Source organism: Allorhizobium sp. Av2 (assembly GCF_021462805.2).
GTDB lineage: Bacteria > Pseudomonadota > Alphaproteobacteria > Rhizobiales > Rhizobiaceae > Allorhizobium > Allorhizobium vitis_G.
Window position 1 is genome coordinate 2,160,404 of the sequence record NZ_CP192696.1, and the last position, 19,193, is coordinate 2,179,596.

Annotated in this window: 22 protein-coding genes; 12 read left to right on the forward strand and 10 right to left on the reverse strand. The window is 58.2% G+C overall.

Features of this window, described 5'->3' with window-relative positions:
• Nucleotides 1-19 precede the first annotated feature (19 nt).
• Together pth and FS819_RS10330 are read left to right on the forward strand one after the other, a co-directional pair.
• On the forward strand, nt 20-733 hold the full coding sequence (pth, locus tag FS819_RS10325; protein WP_156546594.1) for an aminoacyl-tRNA hydrolase: 714 nt from the start codon (nt 20-22) through the stop codon (nt 731-733).
• Between the two features lies 1 nt (nt 734).
• Nucleotides 735-1,187, forward strand: a complete 453-nt coding sequence (locus tag FS819_RS10330) for a GNAT family N-acetyltransferase (RefSeq protein WP_156546595.1) — start codon at nt 735-737, stop codon at nt 1,185-1,187.
• A gap of 3 nt (nt 1,188-1,190) precedes the next feature.
• Here the strand turns inward: FS819_RS10330 and clpS are convergent, their stop codons facing one another.
• Nucleotides 1,191-1,502, reverse strand: coding sequence for an ATP-dependent Clp protease adapter ClpS (gene clpS / locus FS819_RS10335; protein ID WP_015916707.1), 312 nt, complete (start codon nt 1,500-1,502; stop codon nt 1,191-1,193).
• A 154-nt stretch (nt 1,503-1,656) separates the two neighbouring features.
• Between clpS and ychF the strand changes: the two genes are divergently transcribed.
• The 7 genes from ychF (at nt 1,657) to FS819_RS10370 (ending at nt 7,380) form a co-directional block, all read left to right on the forward strand.
• The gene (ychF, locus tag FS819_RS10340) at nt 1,657-2,760 is read left to right on the forward strand and encodes a redox-regulated ATPase YchF (RefSeq protein ID WP_070164190.1); all 1,104 of its coding nucleotides are present in this window, start codon (nt 1,657-1,659) and stop codon (nt 2,758-2,760) included.
• 155 nt (nt 2,761-2,915) lie between these two features.
• The gene (locus tag FS819_RS10345; protein ID WP_156546597.1) at nt 2,916-4,412 is read left to right on the forward strand and encodes a hypothetical protein; all 1,497 of its coding nucleotides are present in this window, start codon (nt 2,916-2,918) and stop codon (nt 4,410-4,412) included.
• A gap of 48 nt (nt 4,413-4,460) precedes the next feature.
• Nucleotides 4,461-4,931: a MaoC family dehydratase gene (locus FS819_RS10350; protein WP_156546599.1), complete on the forward strand. Its 471-nt coding sequence runs from the start codon at nt 4,461-4,463 to the stop codon at nt 4,929-4,931.
• Nucleotides 4,928-5,413, forward strand: a complete 486-nt coding sequence (locus tag FS819_RS10355) for a MaoC family dehydratase (RefSeq protein ID WP_156546601.1) — start codon at nt 4,928-4,930, stop codon at nt 5,411-5,413. Before FS819_RS10350 ends, FS819_RS10355 begins: the two co-directional genes overlap by 4 nt.
• Nucleotides 5,400-5,879 carry a glutathione peroxidase gene (locus FS819_RS10360; protein WP_015916712.1) on the forward strand — a complete coding sequence of 160 codons (480 nt, stop codon included), beginning with the start codon at nt 5,400-5,402 and terminating at the stop codon, nt 5,877-5,879. Before FS819_RS10355 ends, FS819_RS10360 begins: the two co-directional genes overlap by 14 nt.
• Nucleotides 5,880-5,893: 14 nt before the next feature.
• A complete protein-coding gene (locus FS819_RS10365; RefSeq protein ID WP_156546603.1) occupies nt 5,894-6,685 on the forward strand; it encodes a helix-turn-helix transcriptional regulator in 792 nt (263 codons plus the stop codon).
• A gap of 83 nt (nt 6,686-6,768) precedes the next feature.
• Nucleotides 6,769-7,380: a LysE family translocator gene (locus FS819_RS10370; RefSeq protein WP_156546605.1), complete on the forward strand. Its 612-nt coding sequence runs from the start codon at nt 6,769-6,771 to the stop codon at nt 7,378-7,380.
• A gap of 25 nt (nt 7,381-7,405) precedes the next feature.
• On the opposite strand, the gene FS819_RS10375 is transcribed toward FS819_RS10370, so the two are convergent.
• The 5 genes from FS819_RS10375 to petA form a co-directional block, all read right to left on the reverse strand.
• The gene (locus tag FS819_RS10375; RefSeq protein WP_156546607.1) at nt 7,406-8,311 is read right to left on the reverse strand and encodes a HEPN domain-containing protein; all 906 of its coding nucleotides are present in this window, start codon (nt 8,309-8,311) and stop codon (nt 7,406-7,408) included.
• A gap of 31 nt (nt 8,312-8,342) precedes the next feature.
• The gene (locus tag FS819_RS10380) at nt 8,343-8,885 is read right to left on the reverse strand and encodes an adenine phosphoribosyltransferase (protein ID WP_041696913.1); all 543 of its coding nucleotides are present in this window, start codon (nt 8,883-8,885) and stop codon (nt 8,343-8,345) included.
• A 211-nt stretch (nt 8,886-9,096) separates the two neighbouring features.
• The gene (locus FS819_RS10385; RefSeq protein WP_156546609.1) at nt 9,097-9,951 is read right to left on the reverse strand and encodes a cytochrome c1; all 855 of its coding nucleotides are present in this window, start codon (nt 9,949-9,951) and stop codon (nt 9,097-9,099) included.
• Nucleotides 9,952-9,976: 25 nt separating this feature from the next.
• Nucleotides 9,977-11,242 carry a cytochrome b gene (locus FS819_RS10390; RefSeq protein ID WP_070164183.1) on the reverse strand — a complete coding sequence of 422 codons (1,266 nt, stop codon included), beginning with the start codon at nt 11,240-11,242 and terminating at the stop codon, nt 9,977-9,979.
• A 13-nt stretch (nt 11,243-11,255) separates the two neighbouring features.
• Nucleotides 11,256-11,852: a ubiquinol-cytochrome c reductase iron-sulfur subunit gene (petA, locus tag FS819_RS10395; RefSeq protein WP_070164203.1), complete on the reverse strand. Its 597-nt coding sequence runs from the start codon at nt 11,850-11,852 to the stop codon at nt 11,256-11,258.
• Between the two features lie 150 nt (nt 11,853-12,002).
• On the opposite strand from petA, the gene FS819_RS10400 reads away from it, so the two are divergent.
• The gene (locus FS819_RS10400) at nt 12,003-12,260 is read left to right on the forward strand and encodes a hypothetical protein (protein ID WP_139191467.1); all 258 of its coding nucleotides are present in this window, start codon (nt 12,003-12,005) and stop codon (nt 12,258-12,260) included.
• 292 nt (nt 12,261-12,552) lie between these two features.
• Complete coding sequence (locus FS819_RS10405) at nt 12,553-13,494, forward strand: endonuclease/exonuclease/phosphatase family protein (protein WP_156546611.1); 942 nt, start codon at nt 12,553-12,555, stop codon at nt 13,492-13,494.
• A 43-nt stretch (nt 13,495-13,537) separates the two neighbouring features.
• Here the strand turns inward: FS819_RS10405 and FS819_RS10410 are convergent, their stop codons facing one another.
• The 3 genes from FS819_RS10410 to FS819_RS10420 all read right to left on the reverse strand — a co-directional run bounded on the left by FS819_RS10410 (nt 13,538) and on the right by FS819_RS10420 (nt 16,427).
• Nucleotides 13,538-14,038 (reverse strand): GNAT family N-acetyltransferase, encoded by a 501-nt coding sequence (locus FS819_RS10410; RefSeq protein WP_197434020.1) that lies wholly within the window; start codon nt 14,036-14,038, stop codon nt 13,538-13,540.
• Nucleotides 14,039-14,055: 17 nt separating this feature from the next.
• Entirely contained in the window at nt 14,056-14,313 is a 258-nt protein-coding gene (locus FS819_RS10415) for a YjhX family toxin (RefSeq protein WP_081341691.1), read from the reverse strand.
• 215 nt (nt 14,314-14,528) lie between these two features.
• Complete coding sequence (locus FS819_RS10420) at nt 14,529-16,427, reverse strand: ABC transporter ATP-binding protein (RefSeq protein ID WP_156546613.1); 1,899 nt, start codon at nt 16,425-16,427, stop codon at nt 14,529-14,531.
• A 184-nt stretch (nt 16,428-16,611) separates the two neighbouring features.
• On the opposite strand from FS819_RS10420, the gene aac(6') reads away from it, so the two are divergent.
• Nucleotides 16,612-17,064 carry an aminoglycoside 6'-N-acetyltransferase gene (gene aac(6'), locus FS819_RS10425; protein WP_156546614.1) on the forward strand — a complete coding sequence of 151 codons (453 nt, stop codon included), beginning with the start codon at nt 16,612-16,614 and terminating at the stop codon, nt 17,062-17,064.
• A gap of 143 nt (nt 17,065-17,207) precedes the next feature.
• On the opposite strand, the gene FS819_RS10430 is transcribed toward aac(6'), so the two are convergent.
• The gene (locus FS819_RS10430) at nt 17,208-19,067 is read right to left on the reverse strand and encodes an ABC transporter ATP-binding protein (protein ID WP_156546615.1); all 1,860 of its coding nucleotides are present in this window, start codon (nt 19,065-19,067) and stop codon (nt 17,208-17,210) included.
• Nucleotides 19,068-19,193 lie beyond the last annotated feature (126 nt).

Genomic DNA, 19,193 nt, shown 5'->3' on the forward strand with positions numbered 1-19,193 from the left:
ACCGTTCGTGGAAAATGCGATGATCGTTCTTGCAGGGCTTGGCAATCCCGGCTCCCAATATGCCGGCAACCGCCACAATATCGGCTTCATGGCACTCGACGCCATCCACCGCCGTCACGGCTTTTCGCCCTGGTCGAAGAAATTCAAGGCCGAGATTGCCGACGGCACGCTGGCGGGCGAAAAAGTGCTGCTGATCAAGCCGCAGACCTTCATGAACCTATCAGGCGAATCGGTCGGGGAGGCGTTGCGCTTCTACAAGCTTGGACCGGAACAGCTGGTAGCGATCTATGACGAGCTGGATCTTCTCCCCGGCAAGGCCCGCATCAAGCTGGGCGGCGGCCATGGCGGCCATAACGGCATCAAATCGCTCGATGCCCATTGCGGCCTGAACTATCGCCGCCTGCGGCTGGGCATCGGGCATCCCGGCGATAAATCCCATGTGCACGGCCATGTGCTGGGCGATTTCGGCAAGCTCGACGCAGAATGGCTCGATCCGCTGCTGGAGACGCTGGCCGAAAACGCCGACATGCTGGTGCGCGGCGAAGACAGCCAGTTGATGAACAAACTAGCGCTCGCCACCGGAGCCAAGGCGGACGAGGAAAAGCCCAAGCCTGCAAAGCCCGCGAAATCCCACATTCATCAGGCCCGCAACGGCATACAGCCGAAAAAGCTGCCGGAAACCGGGCCGATGGCCGAGATGTTGAAGAAGATGTTTGGGCCGAAGAAGGATTGAGATGAGCAAGTCAGCCATCGAGATTCGCGCCGCCCGGCCAGACGATTTGGAAAGCCTGCTGTCGCTGTATCAGGAATTGAACAGTGATGACGATCTGTTGCAGCCCGATCTCGTGCTCGAAAAATACGCTGCAATTCTCGCCCATCCCGGCCTGACAATTTTTTTGGCGCTCGATAAGGAAATACCCGTCGCGACCACCTCTCTTGTCGTCATTCCCAACCTCACCCGCGGCGGAAGACCTTATGCCCTGATTGAAAACGTTGCCAGCGCCATCAGCCATCGCGGCCAGGGCTATGGCAAGGCGGTGGTGCTTCACGCCATTGACACCGCCTGGCAGGCAGGCTGCTACAAAGCCATGCTGCTCACAGGCCGAACGGACGAGGCCATCCACCGCTTCTATGGTTCCTGCGGCTTTCTCCAGAACAAGACCGGCTATCAGATCCGCCGTACGTGATGCCTATTCTTCCGGCTCAATGGTAAACAGCAGCGGAAACCCTGCTTCCTTGGCGAGATCATTGGCCTCGGTGGATTTGGTCTCGGCGATGTCGCGGGTGCAGACCACCACCACCGCCGAGCCAAAACGGTGAGCGGTCATCATCACCCGGTTGCCGGTTTCCTCGCTCATCCGGAACACGGCTTTCAGCACGATGGTCACGAATTCGCGCGGGGTGTAATCATCATTGGTCAGGATGACCTTGTAGAGCCTGGGCTGCTCCAGCTTTGGCCTGGTTTTCACCTTTGGCTGCCCGACAATGACTTTTTGAGGCATTGGCAACTCCCATCGGCACACGCTCGCGTTACCATAATGCGAACTGCTCCCGGCTTCAAGCAATTGGCGCCAAGAAGCGGCAAAGCCTTGACCGGGCCGTTCCATTCCCCCATAGGCAAGGCAACAAAACCTTTACTGAGCACGGAAAACACCCATGGGCTTCAAATGCGGTATCGTGGGACTGCCGAATGTCGGCAAGTCCACCCTTTTCAACGCGCTGACCAGGACGGCGGCAGCCCAGGCGGCCAACTATCCTTTCTGCACCATCGAGCCGAATACCGGCGAAGTGGCCGTACCCGATCCGCGCATGCAGACGCTGGCAACCGTTGCCGGTTCCAAGGAAATCATCCCGACCCGCATTTCCTTCGTGGATATTGCCGGTCTGGTGCGTGGCGCTTCCAAGGGTGAAGGCCTCGGCAACAAGTTCCTCGCCAATATCCGCGAAGTCGATGCCGTCGTGCATGTACTGCGCTGTTTCGAAGATGACGACATCACCCATGTCGAAGGCCGGATCGATCCGGTGGGCGATGCCGAAACCATCGAAACCGAGCTGATGTTGGCCGATCTGGAAAGCCTGGAGCGCCGCACCGAGCAGACCCGCAAGCGCGCCGCCTCCAAGGACAAGGAATCGATGACGCTGCTGCCTGTTATGGATGGCGCGCTGAAGCTTTTGCAGGAAGGCAAACCCGCCCGCCTGCTGTTGGCAAGCCTTGATGCCGAAGAACGCGAGGTGCTGAAAAGCCTGAACCTGCTGACCTCCCATCCGGTCCTTTATGTCTGCAATGTCGCCGAAGCCGATGCGGTGGGTGGCAATGCCCATACCAAAGCCGTCGAGGAAATGGCCAAGGCACAAGGGGCGGAAACCGTAATCATTTCGGCGGCCATCGAAGCCGAAGTAGCGCAATTGCCTGACGAGGAAGCTGCCGAATTTCTGTCGGCGCTCGGGCTGGAAGAAGCAGGTCTCGACCGGCTGATCCGCGCTGGCTATCACCTGCTCGACCTGATCACCTATTTCACCGTCGGCCCCAAGGAAACCCGTGCCTGGACCATTCCGCGCGGCACCAAGGCGCCCGCCGCCGCAGGCGTGATCCATACCGATTTCGAACGCGGCTTCATCCGCGCCTTCACCATCGCCTATGACGATTACATCACCTACAAGGGCGAAGTCGGCGCCAAGGAAGCTGGCAAGGGCCGTGACGAAGGCAAGGAATATGTCGTGAATGACGGCGACGTCATCCACTTCCGCTTCAACACCTGATCCATATTTGCGACGGTCGAACTGTCAATCATAAGCGGGATGCTCTTCCAAAAGCATCCCGCTTTTATTTTGCCCTTTAAAACGGTGGCCAACTGGGCAATATCAACCTGTTGGAGCGGTGTGGGTTGCCGCCTCCTGCAACGAGGGGAGTGACCATGCGTTTGATATCCGTGCCTATCTTGCTTCTATCCGCCGTGCTGATCGACGCACAAGCCAATGCCGCCGATGTTACCCCGAAGGGCGCCAAGGACCTCAAGCAGCAGCTCCTGTCCGCCCTGCCGGACGGCATGGTCAAGGATGCGAGCGCTATGACGGTGCGGGCGCGCAAGAGCGCCTATGAGGTCCGGGTCAATACCATTGCGCTCTTCGGCATCGAGGCGATCAAATTCACCAAGGCCGTGGGCATCAGCCCGGTCGTTTCCCTCATTCGGCCGCTGGACGGTGGCCTGTGGCAAATCGACCAGGCAGGCGGGATCGATGTCAAAGGGCAGACCAAGGAGAAAGGCCCCAAGTCCAACTTTCTCTTTTCGGTTGATTCCTACAGCATGACGGGCATCTACGATCCAACCATCACCTATCTACAATCCGGCACCTACAAGGCCGAGGACATGCGGCTGCGATTGCAGACGGGCGACAGCTCGACGGACATACGCCTGGACGCAGTCAATTCCACAGTTCAAGGGACGAAGGACGGTGATAATACGATCACGATTGCCAGCACCGGTTCCTATACCAACCTCGTCGAAACCATAAAGGGTCCGAAAGCGGACCCTGTCGGTGTCCGCGTCGGCTCAGGCGAAAGCTCCGTCAAGATTGAGGGCCTTGCCTACGGGCCGCTCCAGAAAATGATCCCTATCCTGGTCAGGAACTGGAACAAGCCGCCAATGGATGAGGCTGACAAGAACCTCTTGATCCAGCTGTTCCGCTCGAATTTCCCGCTTTTCAAGACTATGTCCCAGACCGTGGTCTATCACGACATGCAGGTCGAGACCCCGCAAGGGCCGTTCACCGCCAAGCGTTTCGGCATAGAGACCATGATCGACGGCATCAGCAATGGCGCCAGATTCGGCTTCGGCCTTGATCTCGTCGAGCCGCGGATGGTAGCGGGCCTGGTGCCAGCGGCCTATGTGCCGCTCATTCCGCAGACCACGACGATCAAGGTGAAGGTGCCCACCGTCAACGCGGCAGATGGCATCAATTACCTGATGGACAATGTCGATTACGATCCCGCCCAGCCGCTGACACCGCCGCAAAAGAGCGAAATCAGCCGCCGCTTCTTTCCCGATGGCATCGCCACCATTGCCTATGACGGCACCCGTCTGACATCTTCGCTCTATGACGTCACGGTTACCGGCAAAACTACGTTTGCCCTGACCGGCAACGACAAACCGCTGGTCGACGTAACAGTAACAGCACGCGATTTCGACAAGACCATTGCCTATCTCCAGGCCAATGCCAAGCAAACGCCAGAGCTTGGCCAGACAGCATTTTTCCTGCTGATGGCGAAAGGCTTTGCCAAGACACAGGAGGATGGCCAACTGCTTTGGCACGTGGAGACGGATCGTACCGGCCAGATCAAGGTCAACGGCAATGCTTTCAGTATTCCGGGTGCCGCTCCAGACCCCGCTCCAGGCACGCCTCCGGCACCGTAATTCTTGTATCTGTGTTATTAGGGTTCGGATACGCCCAGAGAGGATATTATGCAGACAGACAAATTATATTTTGAAGATTTTCCGGTTGGTACACGCCTACCGCTTGGCCCCGTTACGGTGGATTTAAACGACATTATAGAGTTTGCCACAGAGTTCGATCCGCAGCCGATGCATCTCGATGCGGCAGCCGGTGAGGCCAGCATTCTCGGCGGCTTGGCGGCCTCCGGCTGGCATACCTGCGGGCTTTTAATGCGGATGATGATCGACAGCTATATCCTGCGCTCCTATTCCGAGGGAGCGCCGGGCATAGACTTCGTGCAGTGGAAAACGCCTGTCCTGGCGGGTGATACCCTGAGCGGCTTTTCCCTGGTTGAAGAGGCCCGGCCATTGCGCTCGCGCCCGGGAATCGGTGTCATCACCAGCCGCCATGAACTGGTCAACCAGAAGGGCGAAACCGTCATCGTCGCCCGCAATGCGGCCATGATGCGCCAGCGCCAACCGGCAGGAGACGTGGCATGAGAATGGTCGACCTGTTTCCCTTCGAGCAAAAAGTCGTGCTCGGCACCCGCCATTTCAACGCCGAGGACATTATCCGCTTTGCCACAAAATTCGATCCGCAACCCTTCCATGTCGATGCGGAAGCGGCGAAGTCCTACGTCTTCGGCGGTCTCTGCGCTTCCGGTTGGCACACCTGTTCGGTCTGGATGCGCACCTTTCTCGATTTCATGGGCGAAGCCAACGCCAAAGCCATTGCCGAAGGCGTGACACCGCCGCGACTTGGCCCCTCGCCCGGCTTTACCGACCTGAAGTGGCTGAAACCGGTCTATGCCGGAGACGACATTACCTATAGCCTGACGGCACAAAACAGCCGTGCGCTCAGATCGCGTCCCGGTTGGCACCTCCACGCCAGCGTTGCCGAGGGTATGAACCAGAAGGGCGAGCCGGTGCTGCATTTCGTCAGCACCGTGCTTGAACAGGAGAATGACAATGAACGTTCATGACTTTTCAGCCAAGGATATTACCGGCCGGGAGCGTAAGCTCGCTGAATTTGCCGGAAAACTGCTCCTGATCGTCAACACCGCCAGCAAATGCGGGTTTACCCCGCAATATGAAGGCCTGGAGACCCTGCAAAAGCGTTTTCAGGACGATCTCGTCATCATCGGCTTTCCCTGCAACCAGTTCGGCGGCCAGGAACCCGGATCGGAAGCCGAAATTGCCAGCTTCTGCGACCTGAATTTCAAGGTCAGCTTCCCGATGTTTGCCAAGATTGATGTCAAAGGCAACGAGGCCCACCCGCTTTACAAATACCTGACCCACGAAGTCCGCGGCATTCTCGGCACCGAAGCGATCAAATGGAATTTCACCAAATTTCTTGTTGGACGCGACGGCACACCGATTGCCCGCTATGCGCCGATCACCAAACCGGAAGAAATTGCCGATGATATTGCCAAGGCGGTAAAGGGTTAAGGGCGATGGGCCGGATGCAGGACTTTCAGTCATTCCGGCCCAGAGACCCACGGCTTCGCGCCGTTTGCGCCCAAAGTAAACACAGATTTTCTCGACACACCCACGACGAGTTCGGCATCGGGCTGCTCGTCAATGGCGGGCAGATATCGGCCTCTGGCCGGGGCCAGGTGACGGCTGAGCCCGGCAACATCATCACCGTCAATCCCGGAGAGGTGCATGACGGCGCGCCACTCGATGACCACGGCCGACATTGGCTGATGCTCTATATGGAGCCGGCGTTTCTCAACGACATGCAGACGGATCTAGGCGAGACCGGACAGGTTGAATTCGAAAGACCGGTCTTCGACAAGCCGGATTGGGCGACCCGGTACTACCGTGCCTTTCAAGCCATGCGCGAAGGCAAAGGGTCAGCGGCAGCCCTGGCCCAAGACGAGACCCTGATTGACCTGCTGGCGCCACTGATCTCTTGGCGAAGCAACGCAGTGCGGCCGAAGAACGATCCGACCATGGGGCGGGTCAGGCAGATGATCTGTGACGACCCGGCGGCAAATCCATCCCTCCAGGACTTGGCCACTGTCGCAAATGCCAGCCGGTTCCAAACGCTGCGGGCTTTCCAGGCCATGACCGGGCTGACGCCCCATGCCTATATTCTGCAGCAGCGCGCCAACCGGGCCCGCCGCCTGATTCTATTGGGTAAGAGCAGCCTTGCCGACATCGCCGCTACCTGCGGCTATGCCGACCAGAGCCATATGACGCGAGAATTCAAACGCCGATATGGCCTCACACCTGCGGCTTTTCGGGCCTGAGAGGAACCTGCAATTCCATTCAAGACCGGACGGGCAAGTGGTGACCAAATGGCGCAAGGATCAACACAGCGCGGTCGCTCATCATGCCTCTCGATTTTTACCTGACATCCCTCATCATCGTCGCAACACCCGGAACCGGAGCGCTTTACACTCTGACTGTCGCACTGTCCGGCGGATGGCGAGCCGCAACCATTGCCGCCTTCGGCTGCACGCTCGGCATTCTTCCGCATATGGCAGCAGCCAGTTTTGGCCTGGCAGCGATACTGGCCGCAAATGAAACCCTCTTCCAAGCGGTCAAAATCGGCGGTGTCGTCTATTTGCTCTATATGGCAGCCAGCCTCTGGCGCGGCGGCGAAATCGAGATGAGCCAGGAGCAAAGCCAGCCGTACAATGCCTTGCGAATCATCGGCAAGGCCGTGCTGATCAACCTGCTGAACCCGAAACTCTCGCTGTTTTTCCTGGCCTTCCTGCCGCAATTCGTTGATGGCAAGGCCCCGCAGGCCATCAGGCAATTCGTCCTCTGCTCGGGCCTGTTCATGGCGATGACATTCATCGTCTTCGCCCTCTATGGATGGATGGCAAGCGGATTGCGCAAGCATATCCTCTCAAAGCCAAGAACGGTCAAAACGCTCTACAAAGGATTTTCTGCCGCATTCCTGTTGATGAGCGTCAGACTGGCGCTGGCCGAGCGCTGACACGAAGCGAACAAACAACGCCGGGCTATTCGGCAGCGGCCAGTCTTTCACGGCAAACCACCTCTACAGCCGTCTGCAATCGTGTGACCGCATCGAACAGCCAGTCAAGCTCTTCAGAGGTCACCTTGTATTGGGTGGAATAGCGAGCCTCGACATAAGCGCGATGCAGCCGGTCAAAACAACGACGTGCCAAGCGGTTTTTCGGCGGCCAGACGTCTCGAAGACGGACGTCATAGCTCTCAGCCAAGGGCCTGAGCTTCCGAAGGCTATGAAGCGGTGGGCTATAGAGAGTGAAAACCAGCAGGACGCAGTGATAAAAGCGTTCCGTGGCCTGATGGAGGTTGAAAGCCGCCTGTTTGAGTTGCATGTCCTTACTGGCATAGCCCGCCAGTGTCACATTATAGACAGCGCTCGGAAACCAGTCATCGAAATAGGCTTGCGCTCGCGCTTGTCTCTCTTCGGCAGTGATCGGCTTCGGCTCGGCAAAGCCATAGCCCGCCACCTCGTAAAGAGGAATGCCATCGCTGATAACATCGACGAAAAACGGCAGTCCCTGGGCCAGCTTGTCGTTCACGTCATGAAGCGAATGGACGATGAAATTTACCGGGGTTTTCAGGCGCTTGGTGACCTGCTCTTCGCGGATGATGCGGTCATGGGCGGCGCGCCAAAATTCATCCTCGTCGGCAAAGGTCTCCGTGTTGACCACGACCAGTATATCGTAATCCGAGTAGTAGCCGCTGGCATGGTCCTCGACCCAGTTGCCACGCGCGTAGGAGCCGAACAGGAGGACCTTGAGAATCTGGCCGCCCTTGTTCTTGGCCGAAAGCCGACCCTTCTGCGCCTCATCGAATTCCTCGAAGAGAATTTTCAGAACACGATCCAGCTCCCGCCTTTTGCGCAGCGGCAAATGAGCTAGAAGATCGTGATCCATCGCGGCATCCGTCGTTTCGGTTCAATAAAGATCAATGCCCGGAAAATTCCACCAGCGTGCGCACTTCAACACCTAGCGCTTCCAGCTTCTTGCGGCCGCCGAGATCCGGCAGGTCGATGACGAAGCAGGCGGAGACGACGTCGGCGCCGATCTGACGCAGTAGCTGCACTGCGCCGACGGCGGTGCCGCCGGTGGCGATCAGGTCGTCGACCAGAATGACCTTTTCGCCGGGTTGGACGGCATCGACGTGCATTTCCATCTCGTCCACGCCATATTCCAGGCTATAGGCGATACGCACCGTTGTGTGCGGCAGCTTGCCTTTCTTGCGGATCGGCACGAAACCGGCAGACAGCTGATGCGCCACCGCTCCGCCCAGAATGAAGCCGCGTGCTTCCATGCCAGCGATCTTGTCGATCTTCAACCCGGCATAGGGTTGCACTAGTTCATCGACGGCGCGGCGAAAAGCGCGTGGATTGCCGAGCAGCGTGGTGATATCGCGAAACACGATGCCGGGCTTGGGATAATCCGGAATGGAGCGGATAGCGGCGGAAAGTTCCTGGGAAATCTGTGTCATGGTCTGCCCGGCTGACGGAATTTCTAGTTGCGCCGGACCCTACTGCATAAAATCTTAAATCGGAATCAATTTAAGGCTCTGTCCAGAGGGAATATGTTCTGCCATCCCACAGCCATCGCCGCGGCGTGTCTTATGGTATTTGGGTGAAACGAAAGACGAAAAAGGCGGCCCGAAAGCCGCCTTTTCGAAATTGCGTCACCCCAAGGGTCAATCAATGCCCCTTGTTGGCATAGACCGATTTTTTGGTCAGGTAGACCAGGCCGGAGAAAATCAGCAAGAAAACCATGACCATGAAGCCAGTGCGCTTGCGTTCCTCCAGATGCGGCTCGGCAGCCCACATCAGGAAAGCCGAGACGTCCTTGGCATATTGATCGACGGTCTGCGGCGCGCCATCGTCATAAGTCACCTGCCCCTCGCTGAGCGGCGGAGCCATGGCAAGGGCCGAGGCGGCAGAGAAATACGGGTTATAATGGGTGCCTTCGGCCACCGTCACGCCAGCCGGCGGGTCCTGATAGCCGGTCAGCAGCGCGTGGATATAATCCGGCCCGCCCTCCTGATATTGCGTGAAGATATCAAAGATGAAGGTCGGGAAACCACGCTCGATGCCGCGTGCCTTGGCCAGCAACGACATGTCCGGTGGTGCGGCGCCATTATTGGCAGCAGCGGCGGCTTCATGGTTGGGGAAGGGCGACGGGAAATGATCCGAAGGCACGGCCTTGCGGGCATACATTTCGCCGGATGCGTTCGGCCCGTCCTGCACTTCGTATTCGGCGGCAAAGGTCTTCACCTGCGCTTCCGAATAGCCAAGGCCTTCCAGCGTGCGGAAGGAAACCAGGTTCATGGAATGGCAGGCGGAACAGACTTCCTTGTAAATCTTCAGTCCGCGCTGCAATTGTCCCTTGTCATATTTACCGAAAGGCCCGGAAAAACTCCATTCCACCGGGGCTGGCTTATGAATGGGGTAATGGGGCGTTTCGCCTTCCGCATGTTCCTGCGCAAGCGCTGCGGAAAAGCCGAGACCGGTGGCGAATGCCAGCGACAGGAGGCTTGTGGCAAGCTTCTTCATTGAGTTTATCCTCTCCCTGCCTGTCTCAGACATGCGCTTCGGTTTTGCCGGCTTTGGCCAGAACAGCCTCGGTAATGGAGTTCGGCACGCGCCTTGGCGTTTCCAGCAGACCGAGCAGCGGCATGATCACCAGGAAAAAGCCGAAGTAATACAGCGTCCCGAACTGCGCCATGGTGGTGAATGTATCCGTCGGCTGACGTGAACCGAGCCAACCCAGCAAAATGCAATCGGCGACAAAGATCCAGAAGAACAGCTTGTACCAGGGACGGTACACGGCGGAACGCACCTTGGACGTATCCAGCCAGGGCAGGAAGAACAAGACGATGATCGCCCCGAACATCACCAACACGCCACCCAGCTTGGAATCGATGAACAGCACGTTGAAGGTGATGGCGCGCAGCATGGCGTAGAACGGCAGGAAATACCATTCAGGCACGATATGTGCCGGGGTCTTCAACGGATCGGCCATGATGTAGTTGTCGGGATGGCCGAGGAAGTTCGGCATGTAGAAGATGAACCAGGCATAGGCGATCAGGAAGATCGACACGCCGAAGGCGTCCTTCAGCGTCGCATAGGGCGTGAACGGCACCGTGTCGGTCTTTGACTTCACCTCAACCCCGGTAGGATTGGTCTGCCCGGTGACATGCAGTGCCCAGATATGCAGGATAACCACGCCTGCGATCATGAAGGGCAGCAGGTAATGCAGCGAGAAGAAGCGGTTCAGCGTTGGCTGATCGACGGCGAAGCCACCAAGCAGGAAGGTCTGTATCCACTCGCCCACATAAGGAAAGGCCGAGAAGAAGCCGGTGATAACGGTTGCACCCCAGAAGGACATCTGGCCCCAGGGCAGAACGTAGCCCATGAAGGCAGTCGCCATCATCAGCAGGAAGATCACAACACCGAGAATCCAGAGGATTTCGCGGGGCGCCTTGTAGGACCCATAGTAAAGACCGCGGGCGATATGCAGGTAGACGGCGATAAAGAAGAAGGACGCGCCATTGGCATGCATATAGCGCAGCAGCCAACCATGGTTGACGTCGCGCATGATCTTTTCGACGGAGTTGAAAGCAACAGTGGTATCAGCGGTATAATGCATGGCCAGCACGACGCCGGTCAGGATCTGCACGATCAGCATCACGGCCAGCATGGCACCGAATGTATAGGCGTAGTTCAGATTGCGCGGTACGGGAAAAGCAATGAAACTATCATAGACCAAGCGCGGCAAGGGTAGCCGCTGATCGATCCACCGTGTCAGCCCGCTCGAAGGCTGGTAACTGGAATGCCCACTCATCAATCTCTCCCCCTCAGCCGATCTTGATCACGGTATTGGATACGAACCCATAATTTGGAATATGCAGGTTTTCCGGCGCCGGGCCTTTGCGGATACGGCCAGCCGTATCGTAGACCGAGCCATGACAGGGACAGAACCACCCGCCATATTCCCCGGCCTGACCAAGCGGTACGCAGCCGAGATGGGTGCAGGAGCCGATCATCACGATCCAGTTTTCCTTGCCCTGCCCCGCCGAGCGGGCAAGATCGGTCGCCTGGGCGTCGTCGCCGGCATTGGCGTTGCGCGCCACCGGGTCCTTCAGCTGGGCAATCGGCACGCCCTTGGCCTCTTCCACTTCCTTGTCGGTGCGGTTGCGGATGAAGACCGGCTTGCCGCGCCATTTGACCGTCAGTGACATGCCCGGCTGAAGCGCCGAGACATCTACCTCGATAGAGGCCAAAGCCAGGGTCGAGGCATCGGGCCGCATCTGGTCGATAAAGGGCCAGGCCACAGCCGCAACGCCAACTGCGCCCGCCATGCCGGTGGCGAGATAAAGGAAGTCGCGGCGCGTCGGCTCGCCCGCGCCCATGCCTCCGCCCGCAGTTTCAGTCTGTGTATTGTGTTCGCTCACGGTCAAACCATCCTCTTCGCATCGCCTGCGACAAACCGTTGGAGCGCCATGGGTCACTCTCACCCGCAAAGGACGCTCGATCACTTTTCATCCACCGTAATACCCGTTCAACGAGCAGGTCCTACGGCAGCGGTCCCCCTGACGGCATCCATGACGCCACAAAATCGCCATGGATTCTCCGCCTCCAAGTCAATTTCTATGCGCGCTGGTGAAATCTGTCCAGTGTTCAACCGCATCAGAGGCAACATGTCGCGGAAAACTTTAGGAAAACCAGGGATAAAAATTCCCCTGCAATTGCAGGGATTTGCGCTTTATCAAGAGCCAGGACACGAGAAGAGCCCGGTTTTTCACGCTTTTGGCTGCGAACCTGATTTGAAAAAAGTCAAGACTTGTGCAATGCGCAAGTGACTGTTGCGCTGCAAAATTTTCGTGATCCGCATGTGTAATCGTTGTGAGTTGACCTCGGGATTTTGGCAGTCTCGTTATGAAGCCCAAGGGTGCAAGCTTGATTGCCGGATATTGTCTTTTCGGAAATCAGGTTCCGTGCCATCTGACAGGCCGTATGCGCGGTGCTGGAAGCATGGGACGACAACCGGAACCGGCTTAAAGATAAAATCATGCAACAAATAGAAAGTGTTATAGAAACGCAGTCGACACCCTATAGGCTGCATGACACTGCAATCCCGCAAAAGGCAAGAAGATGAAATCGATGCTGCTGCACATCATGGCAACCCTGCTCGTGCTTGCCCTTGGCGTCTTTGCCCTGCGTTACACGACCAGTTTCTGGGGCGCGGGGGTGATCTATAGCCTCCAGCTGCACGCCGGGCAGGCCATGTTGCTCATGGCGCTGTTCTGCCTGGCGCTGCGCCCCGGCCTGTTCACCATGACCCTTCTGGCCGCCACACTGTTCATCGCCGGTCATGCCGTCTGGATGATCTGGGCCACCCTGCCGCCAACACCCCGGGTCGATCTGGCGCGCATGCAGCCTTTCAGGGTCCTGTCCTTCAACGTGCTGGGCGATAACCTGGAAAACGGCGGCGCGATTACCGATTACATTCTCGAATCGGGTGCTGACGTCGCCTATGTGATGGAGGCGGCCCCCGTTTCCCTGCATCTCGACCGGCTGGTGAAGACCTACCCTTATCGGATCGGCTGCGGCGAGCACACGCCGACCTGCGACCTGATGATCCTCTCGAAATATCCGCTTGATATGATCTATGTCGGCAATCTCAGCGATCTCAGGCGCGATCGGTTCGCCATGGCGAAAATCCAAGTCGGCGGCACCGCCTTGCATCTGGCCGCCGCGCATTTGAGCAAGCCCTATTTCGACGGCTATCACATGGAGGAACTGGGAGAGCTGGGCGATGTCTTGAGCGGCATCGATGGCCCTCTCCTGCTGGCCGGTGATTTCAACGCCTCGACGCTGGCACCCGACATGCAGAAACTGCTGAAAATCACCGGCATGACCACGACCGGGTTCGAGCCCGCCACCTGGCCCATCATCGGCGGCGCCTTCGGCGTGCCAATTGACCATATCTACATCCGCAGCCCGCTGATGGCGGCGAAGCTGTCACGCATTCCCTCGAATTTCGGCTCCAACCATTATGGACTGATCACCGATCTGCTGCTGCCGAAGGGGTGAAGTCGAAGGAAAGCGGCCCCGGATGCCGGAGCCGCCTTTGTTTTCAAGAGGAGGCGGAAAAACCTTCATGATAGGCGACGATCCCCGACGTCACCGATCCATCAAGTGACAAGGCAAGGAAATGCTCGGGAGCAGCCCCCGGCAGAACCAGCGCCTTGTAGTGCTCGAAACCGAAGCGACGGTAAAGGCTAGGCGCACCTAGAACGACACATCCCTTTGCTCCCCATCGTTTCAGCCGCGAAAGCCCATTTTCAATTAGTCCGCTTCCGATCCCCTGCCCCTGTCGATCCGGTAGGACTGAGACCGGACCGAGGCCGAACCAACCAGAATGAACTCCGTCGATCGTGACAGAGGAAAATGCCAGATGACCGACCACACCCCGATCGGCCACAGCAACCAGCGAAACGGCCAAAGCGTCCGCCGCACGAAGGGCGTTAATAATCGCCGCTTCGGTTCCGCTGCTGTAGCGATTGGACTTGAAAGCTTCTTGCGTGATCCGGTCTATCCTCTGCACATCGCACGCTGCTTCCAGACGAAATGTCAGTTCCATCGCTTTACCCCCTATCGATTGTCGAGTTGTGATCGAACGGAGCGACGACCCTTCTCGGAAATCCGATAGGGACTGGAGGCTCTGGATTCGATGAGACGCTTGCGCCGGAGTTTGGAGAAAATCTCCAAGGTACAGTCGGTCAACACGTGACCGTCACGGGTAAAGCAGATGATGTCGGTAATGCGCCCATTGCCAGCGCGTTGATAGTGGACAGCACCACCTTGGGCCAGCACGTGAAGAACGCGCTGCTCAATACGAGAAATATTCATGATGAGAACCTGAGAAAAGCATCCATACGGCATGGCAATCCAAGACAGCGCGTGTCCTGAATGCCGATGCGGCCAGATGTCTCGATCAATCGAGACAATCAGCGGATGATCACAAGCTCCAACATCTACAATTCCTCATCTTGCGCAGACGACAAGAAGTTTTCTAATTGCCTGGCAACCCACCGTCAAGTTTTACATGTTGCTATCGCCCGAGATCAAGGAGGGACGCCAAGCATTGAGCGCTCAGGCTCGCCTCTCTCCTCACCGCCAATAAATCCCCCCGATTGGCGCGCCCAAAGCTCGGCGTAGAGCCCGCCCCGCTCCACCAGTTCGTCATGGCTGCCCTCTTCGATGATCCGACCCTGGTCGATCACCACGAGGCGGTCGAGGCTGGCGATGGTGGAGAGGCGGTGGGCGATGGCGAGCACGGTTTTGCCGGTCATCAGCTGTTCCAGATTGGACTGGATGGCGGCTTCCACTTCCGAATCGAGCGCCGAGGTCGCCTCGTCCAGCACCAGGATCGGGGCGTCCTTCAGCATCACCCGAGCGATGGCGATCCGCTGGCGCTGGCCGCCGGAAAGTTTCACGCCGCGTTCGCCGACATGGACGTCAAAGCCGGTGCGGCCGCGCTGATCGACCAGTTTTTCGATAAAGCCCAGCGCCTCGGCCTGATCGGCGGCAGCACGCAACTGCTCTTCGCTCGCCTCATCGCGGCCAAACAGGATGTTGTCACGGATCGAGCGGTGCAGCAGGGCTGTATCCTGGGTGACCATGCCGATCTTGCCCCGCAGGCTTTCCTGCGTCACCTCGCGCAGATCCTGACCGTCGATGCGGATAGCGCCGCCCTCGACATCGTAGAACCGCAGCAGAAGGTTGACCAGCGTGGTCTTGCCAGCCCCGGAGCGCCCGACAATGCCGACTTTCTCGCCGGGCTTGATGGTCAGCGACAGATGATCGATGGCCCCCTTCTGCTTGCCATAATGGAAAGACACATTGTCAAAGCGGATTTCCGGACCGGTGACAGCGAGCACTTTGGCATCGGGCCGGTCCTTCAGGCCGATGGGCTGGGAAATCATCTCGGCGGCGTTCTGGATCGTGCCGATATTGCGCATCATGCCGTTCAACTGGGTCATCATCCGGTTCAGGAGCATGCTGAGGCGCAGCACGAGGCCAAGGGTAAACGCCATGCCACCCGCCGTCATCGCCCCTGAAAACCAGCGGTCGATGCAGACGGCGGCAATCATCAGGATCATGCCGCCCGACAGCAGCGCCAGCGAGGCGCGCACCCCGGTGATCAGCCGGGTAAAGGGCGCTTGCGCCGCCTGGAACCGCTCGAACCCGGCCCGGATGTAATGGTCGTTCTGCCGCTCGCGGGCAAACAATTTCAGGGTCTGGATATTCGCATAGCTATCGACCAGCCTGCCGGTCAGTGCCGAGCCTGCCTCGGCTGTGTCACGGGCATGGCGGCGGATGCGCGGTACGAAATAGCGGGCCAGCACCGCGAAAACCAGCACCCAGACGGCGATGATCGCCGCCAGCACCCAGTCCAGTTGCGCCAAAAGCGCCATGGTGGAAATTGTATAGATCACCATGAACCAGGCGACTTGCAACAGCGACGTCAGGAGATCGCCCGTTGCCTGCCCGCCCGCCCAGACCTTGGTGGCAATCCGCCCGGCAAAATCATTATGGAAGAAGTTCAGCGATTGGCGCGCGACATGCACATGGCTTTGCCAGCGCACCAGATTGAGGAAATTCAGCACCACGACCTGTTCTTCGACCAGCGCGCTCAGCGTGATCACCGCAAATCGCACGAAGACGACAACGGCGGCAATGCCCAGCAGTTCAAGCCCATGCGCACCGAGCAGCCCCTGCCAGCCTGCCGCTTTGGGGACGGTATCGATCAGATCCACCAGCCGCCCGACAAACCAGAACATGCTGGCTTCCATGACCGCCACCGCGCCACCAAATATCGCCATGGCAAAAAATGCCCACTTGGCTTGGCGCACGTAAAACCAGACGAAAGCCGTGGTGCCGCGCGGTGGGCAAAGATCCGCACGCTCGGTAAAGGGATCGACCCAGCGTTCGAAAAGGCGGACAATGGCAGCAATCAGCATAGGGCGGAACCTCGATAGAGCCGAACGGGACGAGTCGGTTCTCTCGCAAACTAGGGCTATTGCGGACCGGGACAAAGGTGCTGATGTCGATTGGCCGGTTATATTTGCGTGATCAGGATGGTAACACCCTGGTTGCCGTGACACCTGTACGTCGAGCCGAAAGCGCCCTGAAGGGACCCCCAATATGAAGTTGATTGTTGAGATTGGGACGATAAAAGATGTTGAGCCGTGGGCGCAGCTTCGTACCGCGCTCTGGCCGCATCACACACTTGAAGATCATCGCGCTGAATTGGTCGGAACGTTTCTCTCGCAAAGTGGAAAAGCCATCGCGTTTATTGCCCGAAACACCGCGAATGAAGCTGTCGGCTTTGCTGAGGCCAGCTTGCGACATGATTATGTGAATGGATGCAGCAGTTCGCCCGTTCTATTCCTCGAAGGGATTTACGTCCGGCCCGCTGACAGGCGACAAGGGATTGCAGGATTGCTTTGCAATGCCGTTGCCAATTGGGGGAAGTCGCTTGGATGTGTTGAATTTGGTTCTGACGCGCCGCTTGATAATTCAGCCAGCCATGCGCTCCATACCGCTTTGGGCTTTGAGGAGACACAGCGCGTCGTCTTCTTCCGAAAGCCGTTATAGGCCCGTATAGCTTTTCAACCAGGATCTGCCGCCAGATCCATGCCATCACCTTCATTCAAGACAGCAATGGTATCAGATGCTCGACACAAGGCCGAGCATGACGACGAAAACGGGAGCGTGCGCCAGCAAACAATGGCGGCGGATCACTCCGCCGCCGTTTCCTGCACTTCGTTGGCCTCATCCCCCAAAAACCCACCCGACTGGCGGTTCCATAGATCGGCATAGACGCCGCTCTGGCTGGCAAGCTGATGATGGGTGCCGGTCTCGATGATCCGGCCTTTGTCCAGCACCACCAGACGGTCCATTTCGGTCAAGGTCGAGAGGCGATGGGCGATGGCGATCACCGTCTTGCCCTCCATCAGGGCAAACAGGCTCTCCTGAATGGCGGCCTCTACCTCAGAGTCAAGCGCCGAGGTCGCCTCGTCCAGCACCAAGATCGGCGCGTTTTTCAGGAAGACACGGGCGATGGCAATCCGCTGGCGCTGGCCGCCGGACAGTTTCACACCGCGTTCACCCACCTGCGCATCCAATCCAACCCGGCCCTGCATATCGACGAGGTGCTCGATAAAGTCCCAGGCATTGGCGCGTTTTGCCGCCTCGACCACTTCGGCATCGCTGGCGTCCGGGCGGCCATAGGCGATATTGTCGCGGATCGACCGGTGCAGCAGCGAGGTATCCTGCGTGACGACGCCGATCTGGCCGCGCAGGCTATCTTGGGTCACCGACCCGATATCCTGCCCGTCGATGGTGACGTGGCCCTTTTCGACATCGTAGAACCGCAGCAGCAGGTTCATCAGCGTCGTCTTGCCAGCCCCGGAGCGGCCAACCAGCCCGACCTTTTCGCCAGCCTTTATGGTCAGCGAAAAATCGTCGATCACGCCGCGCGTCTTTCCATAGTGGAAACGAACCTTGTCATAGACGATCTCACCCTTCGGCACGGTCAGCGGCTTGGCATCGGGCTTGTCGGTAATGTCATGGGGCTTGGTCATCATCTCCATGCCGTCATAGACGGTACCGATATTTTCAAACAGCGCCGACACTTCCCACATCACCCATTGCGACATGCTGTTGACCCGCATGGCAAGCCCGATGGCAATGGCGATGGCGCCGACCTGGATGGAGGCCGTCAGCCACAGCCAGATCGACAGCGTGCCGATCATGAAAATCACAGTGCAATTGTTGAGATAGACCAGAACCTGGAACAGCGTCACCTTGCGCATCTGCGCATGCACGGATTGCAGGAATTCGTCCATCGCGCCCTTGGCATAGTCCTCCTCCCGCCTGGTATGGGAGAACAGCTTGACCGTAGCGATATTGGTATAACTATCGACGATCCGCCCTGTCATGGTCGAGCGGGTATCGGCCTGGAGCGCTGCAATCTTGCGCAGCCTTGGCACGTAATAGGTGACGATCGAGATATAGATGCCGAGCCAGACCAGCATCGGTACCAGCAGGCGCAGATCGGCGGAGGCGATCACCACCAGCATCGAGATGAAATAGGTGATGACATAGACGAAAACGTCCAGCACCTTGACCACGGTTTCGCGCACCGCCAATGCGGTCTGCATGACCTTGGTCGAGACCCGGCCTGAAAACTCATTGGCGAAAAACGTCATGGAATGGTTGAGCAGGAAGCGATGCATCTGCCAGCGGGCGATCATCGGGAAATTGCCCAGCAGCGTCTGATGCACGATCAGCGAATTGATCGTGGCAATGCCCGGCAGAAACACCAGGACCAAGGCGCCCATGCCCACCAGCCGCCAGCCTTCGGTTTGCAGGAACGTATCGCGGTTGGCATGGGAGAGCCAGGTGACGATATCGCCGAGAAACTGGAAGAGCATCACCTCGCCCACCGCAATCAGCATCACCAGCACGGCCATCAGCGCCAGCCAGCCGGCAGCGGGCCTGGTATAATGCCAGATGAAGCGGAACAGACCCTTGGGCGGCAGGCTGGGTTGCTCGGCCGGATAGGGATTGAGTTGGCGTTCGAACCAGGTAAACATCTTCAGTCTCCATCAGCTTGCCGGACCGATATAGCCCGTATCGCGGCAAAGCAACCGGGATATGGCAAGCTCAATCGGTAAACGGCGGCCAACCGCGAAAGGGCCAGCAGATTGGCGGCATGACCG

Coding starts and splice junctions, on each gene's coding strand:
- FS819_RS10370 (WP_156546605.1), top strand. CDS start 6,769: ATGCCTCTCGATTTTTACCTGACATCCCTCATCATCGTCGCAACACCC.
- clpS (WP_015916707.1), bottom strand. CDS start 1,502: ATGCCTCAAAAAGTCATTGTCGGGCAGCCAAAGGTGAAAACCAGGCCA.
- FS819_RS10375 (WP_156546607.1), bottom strand. CDS start 8,311: ATGGATCACGATCTTCTAGCTCATTTGCCGCTGCGCAAAAGGCGGGAG.
- ychF (WP_070164190.1), top strand. CDS start 1,657: ATGGGCTTCAAATGCGGTATCGTGGGACTGCCGAATGTCGGCAAGTCC.
- FS819_RS10360 (WP_015916712.1), top strand. CDS start 5,400: ATGAACGTTCATGACTTTTCAGCCAAGGATATTACCGGCCGGGAGCGT.
- FS819_RS10365 (WP_156546603.1), top strand. CDS start 5,894: ATGCAGGACTTTCAGTCATTCCGGCCCAGAGACCCACGGCTTCGCGCC.
- FS819_RS10380 (WP_041696913.1), bottom strand. CDS start 8,885: ATGACACAGATTTCCCAGGAACTTTCCGCCGCTATCCGCTCCATTCCG.
- pth (WP_156546594.1), top strand. CDS start 20: ATGATCGTTCTTGCAGGGCTTGGCAATCCCGGCTCCCAATATGCCGGC.
- FS819_RS10330 (WP_156546595.1), top strand. CDS start 735: ATGAGCAAGTCAGCCATCGAGATTCGCGCCGCCCGGCCAGACGATTTG.
- FS819_RS10420 (WP_156546613.1), bottom strand. CDS start 16,427: ATGCTGATTGCTGCCATTGTCCGCCTTTTCGAACGCTGGGTCGATCCC.
- FS819_RS10415 (WP_081341691.1), bottom strand. CDS start 14,313: ATGAATATTTCTCGTATTGAGCAGCGCGTTCTTCACGTGCTGGCCCAA.
- FS819_RS10405 (WP_156546611.1), top strand. CDS start 12,553: ATGAAATCGATGCTGCTGCACATCATGGCAACCCTGCTCGTGCTTGCC.
- FS819_RS10430 (WP_156546615.1), bottom strand. CDS start 19,067: ATGTTTACCTGGTTCGAACGCCAACTCAATCCCTATCCGGCCGAGCAA.
- FS819_RS10390 (WP_070164183.1), bottom strand. CDS start 11,242: ATGAGTGGGCATTCCAGTTACCAGCCTTCGAGCGGGCTGACACGGTGG.
- FS819_RS10345 (WP_156546597.1), top strand. CDS start 2,916: ATGCGTTTGATATCCGTGCCTATCTTGCTTCTATCCGCCGTGCTGATC.
- FS819_RS10350 (WP_156546599.1), top strand. CDS start 4,461: ATGCAGACAGACAAATTATATTTTGAAGATTTTCCGGTTGGTACACGC.
- FS819_RS10385 (WP_156546609.1), bottom strand. CDS start 9,951: ATGAAGAAGCTTGCCACAAGCCTCCTGTCGCTGGCATTCGCCACCGGT.
- FS819_RS10400 (WP_139191467.1), top strand. CDS start 12,003: ATGACGCCACAAAATCGCCATGGATTCTCCGCCTCCAAGTCAATTTCT.
- FS819_RS10355 (WP_156546601.1), top strand. CDS start 4,928: ATGAGAATGGTCGACCTGTTTCCCTTCGAGCAAAAAGTCGTGCTCGGC.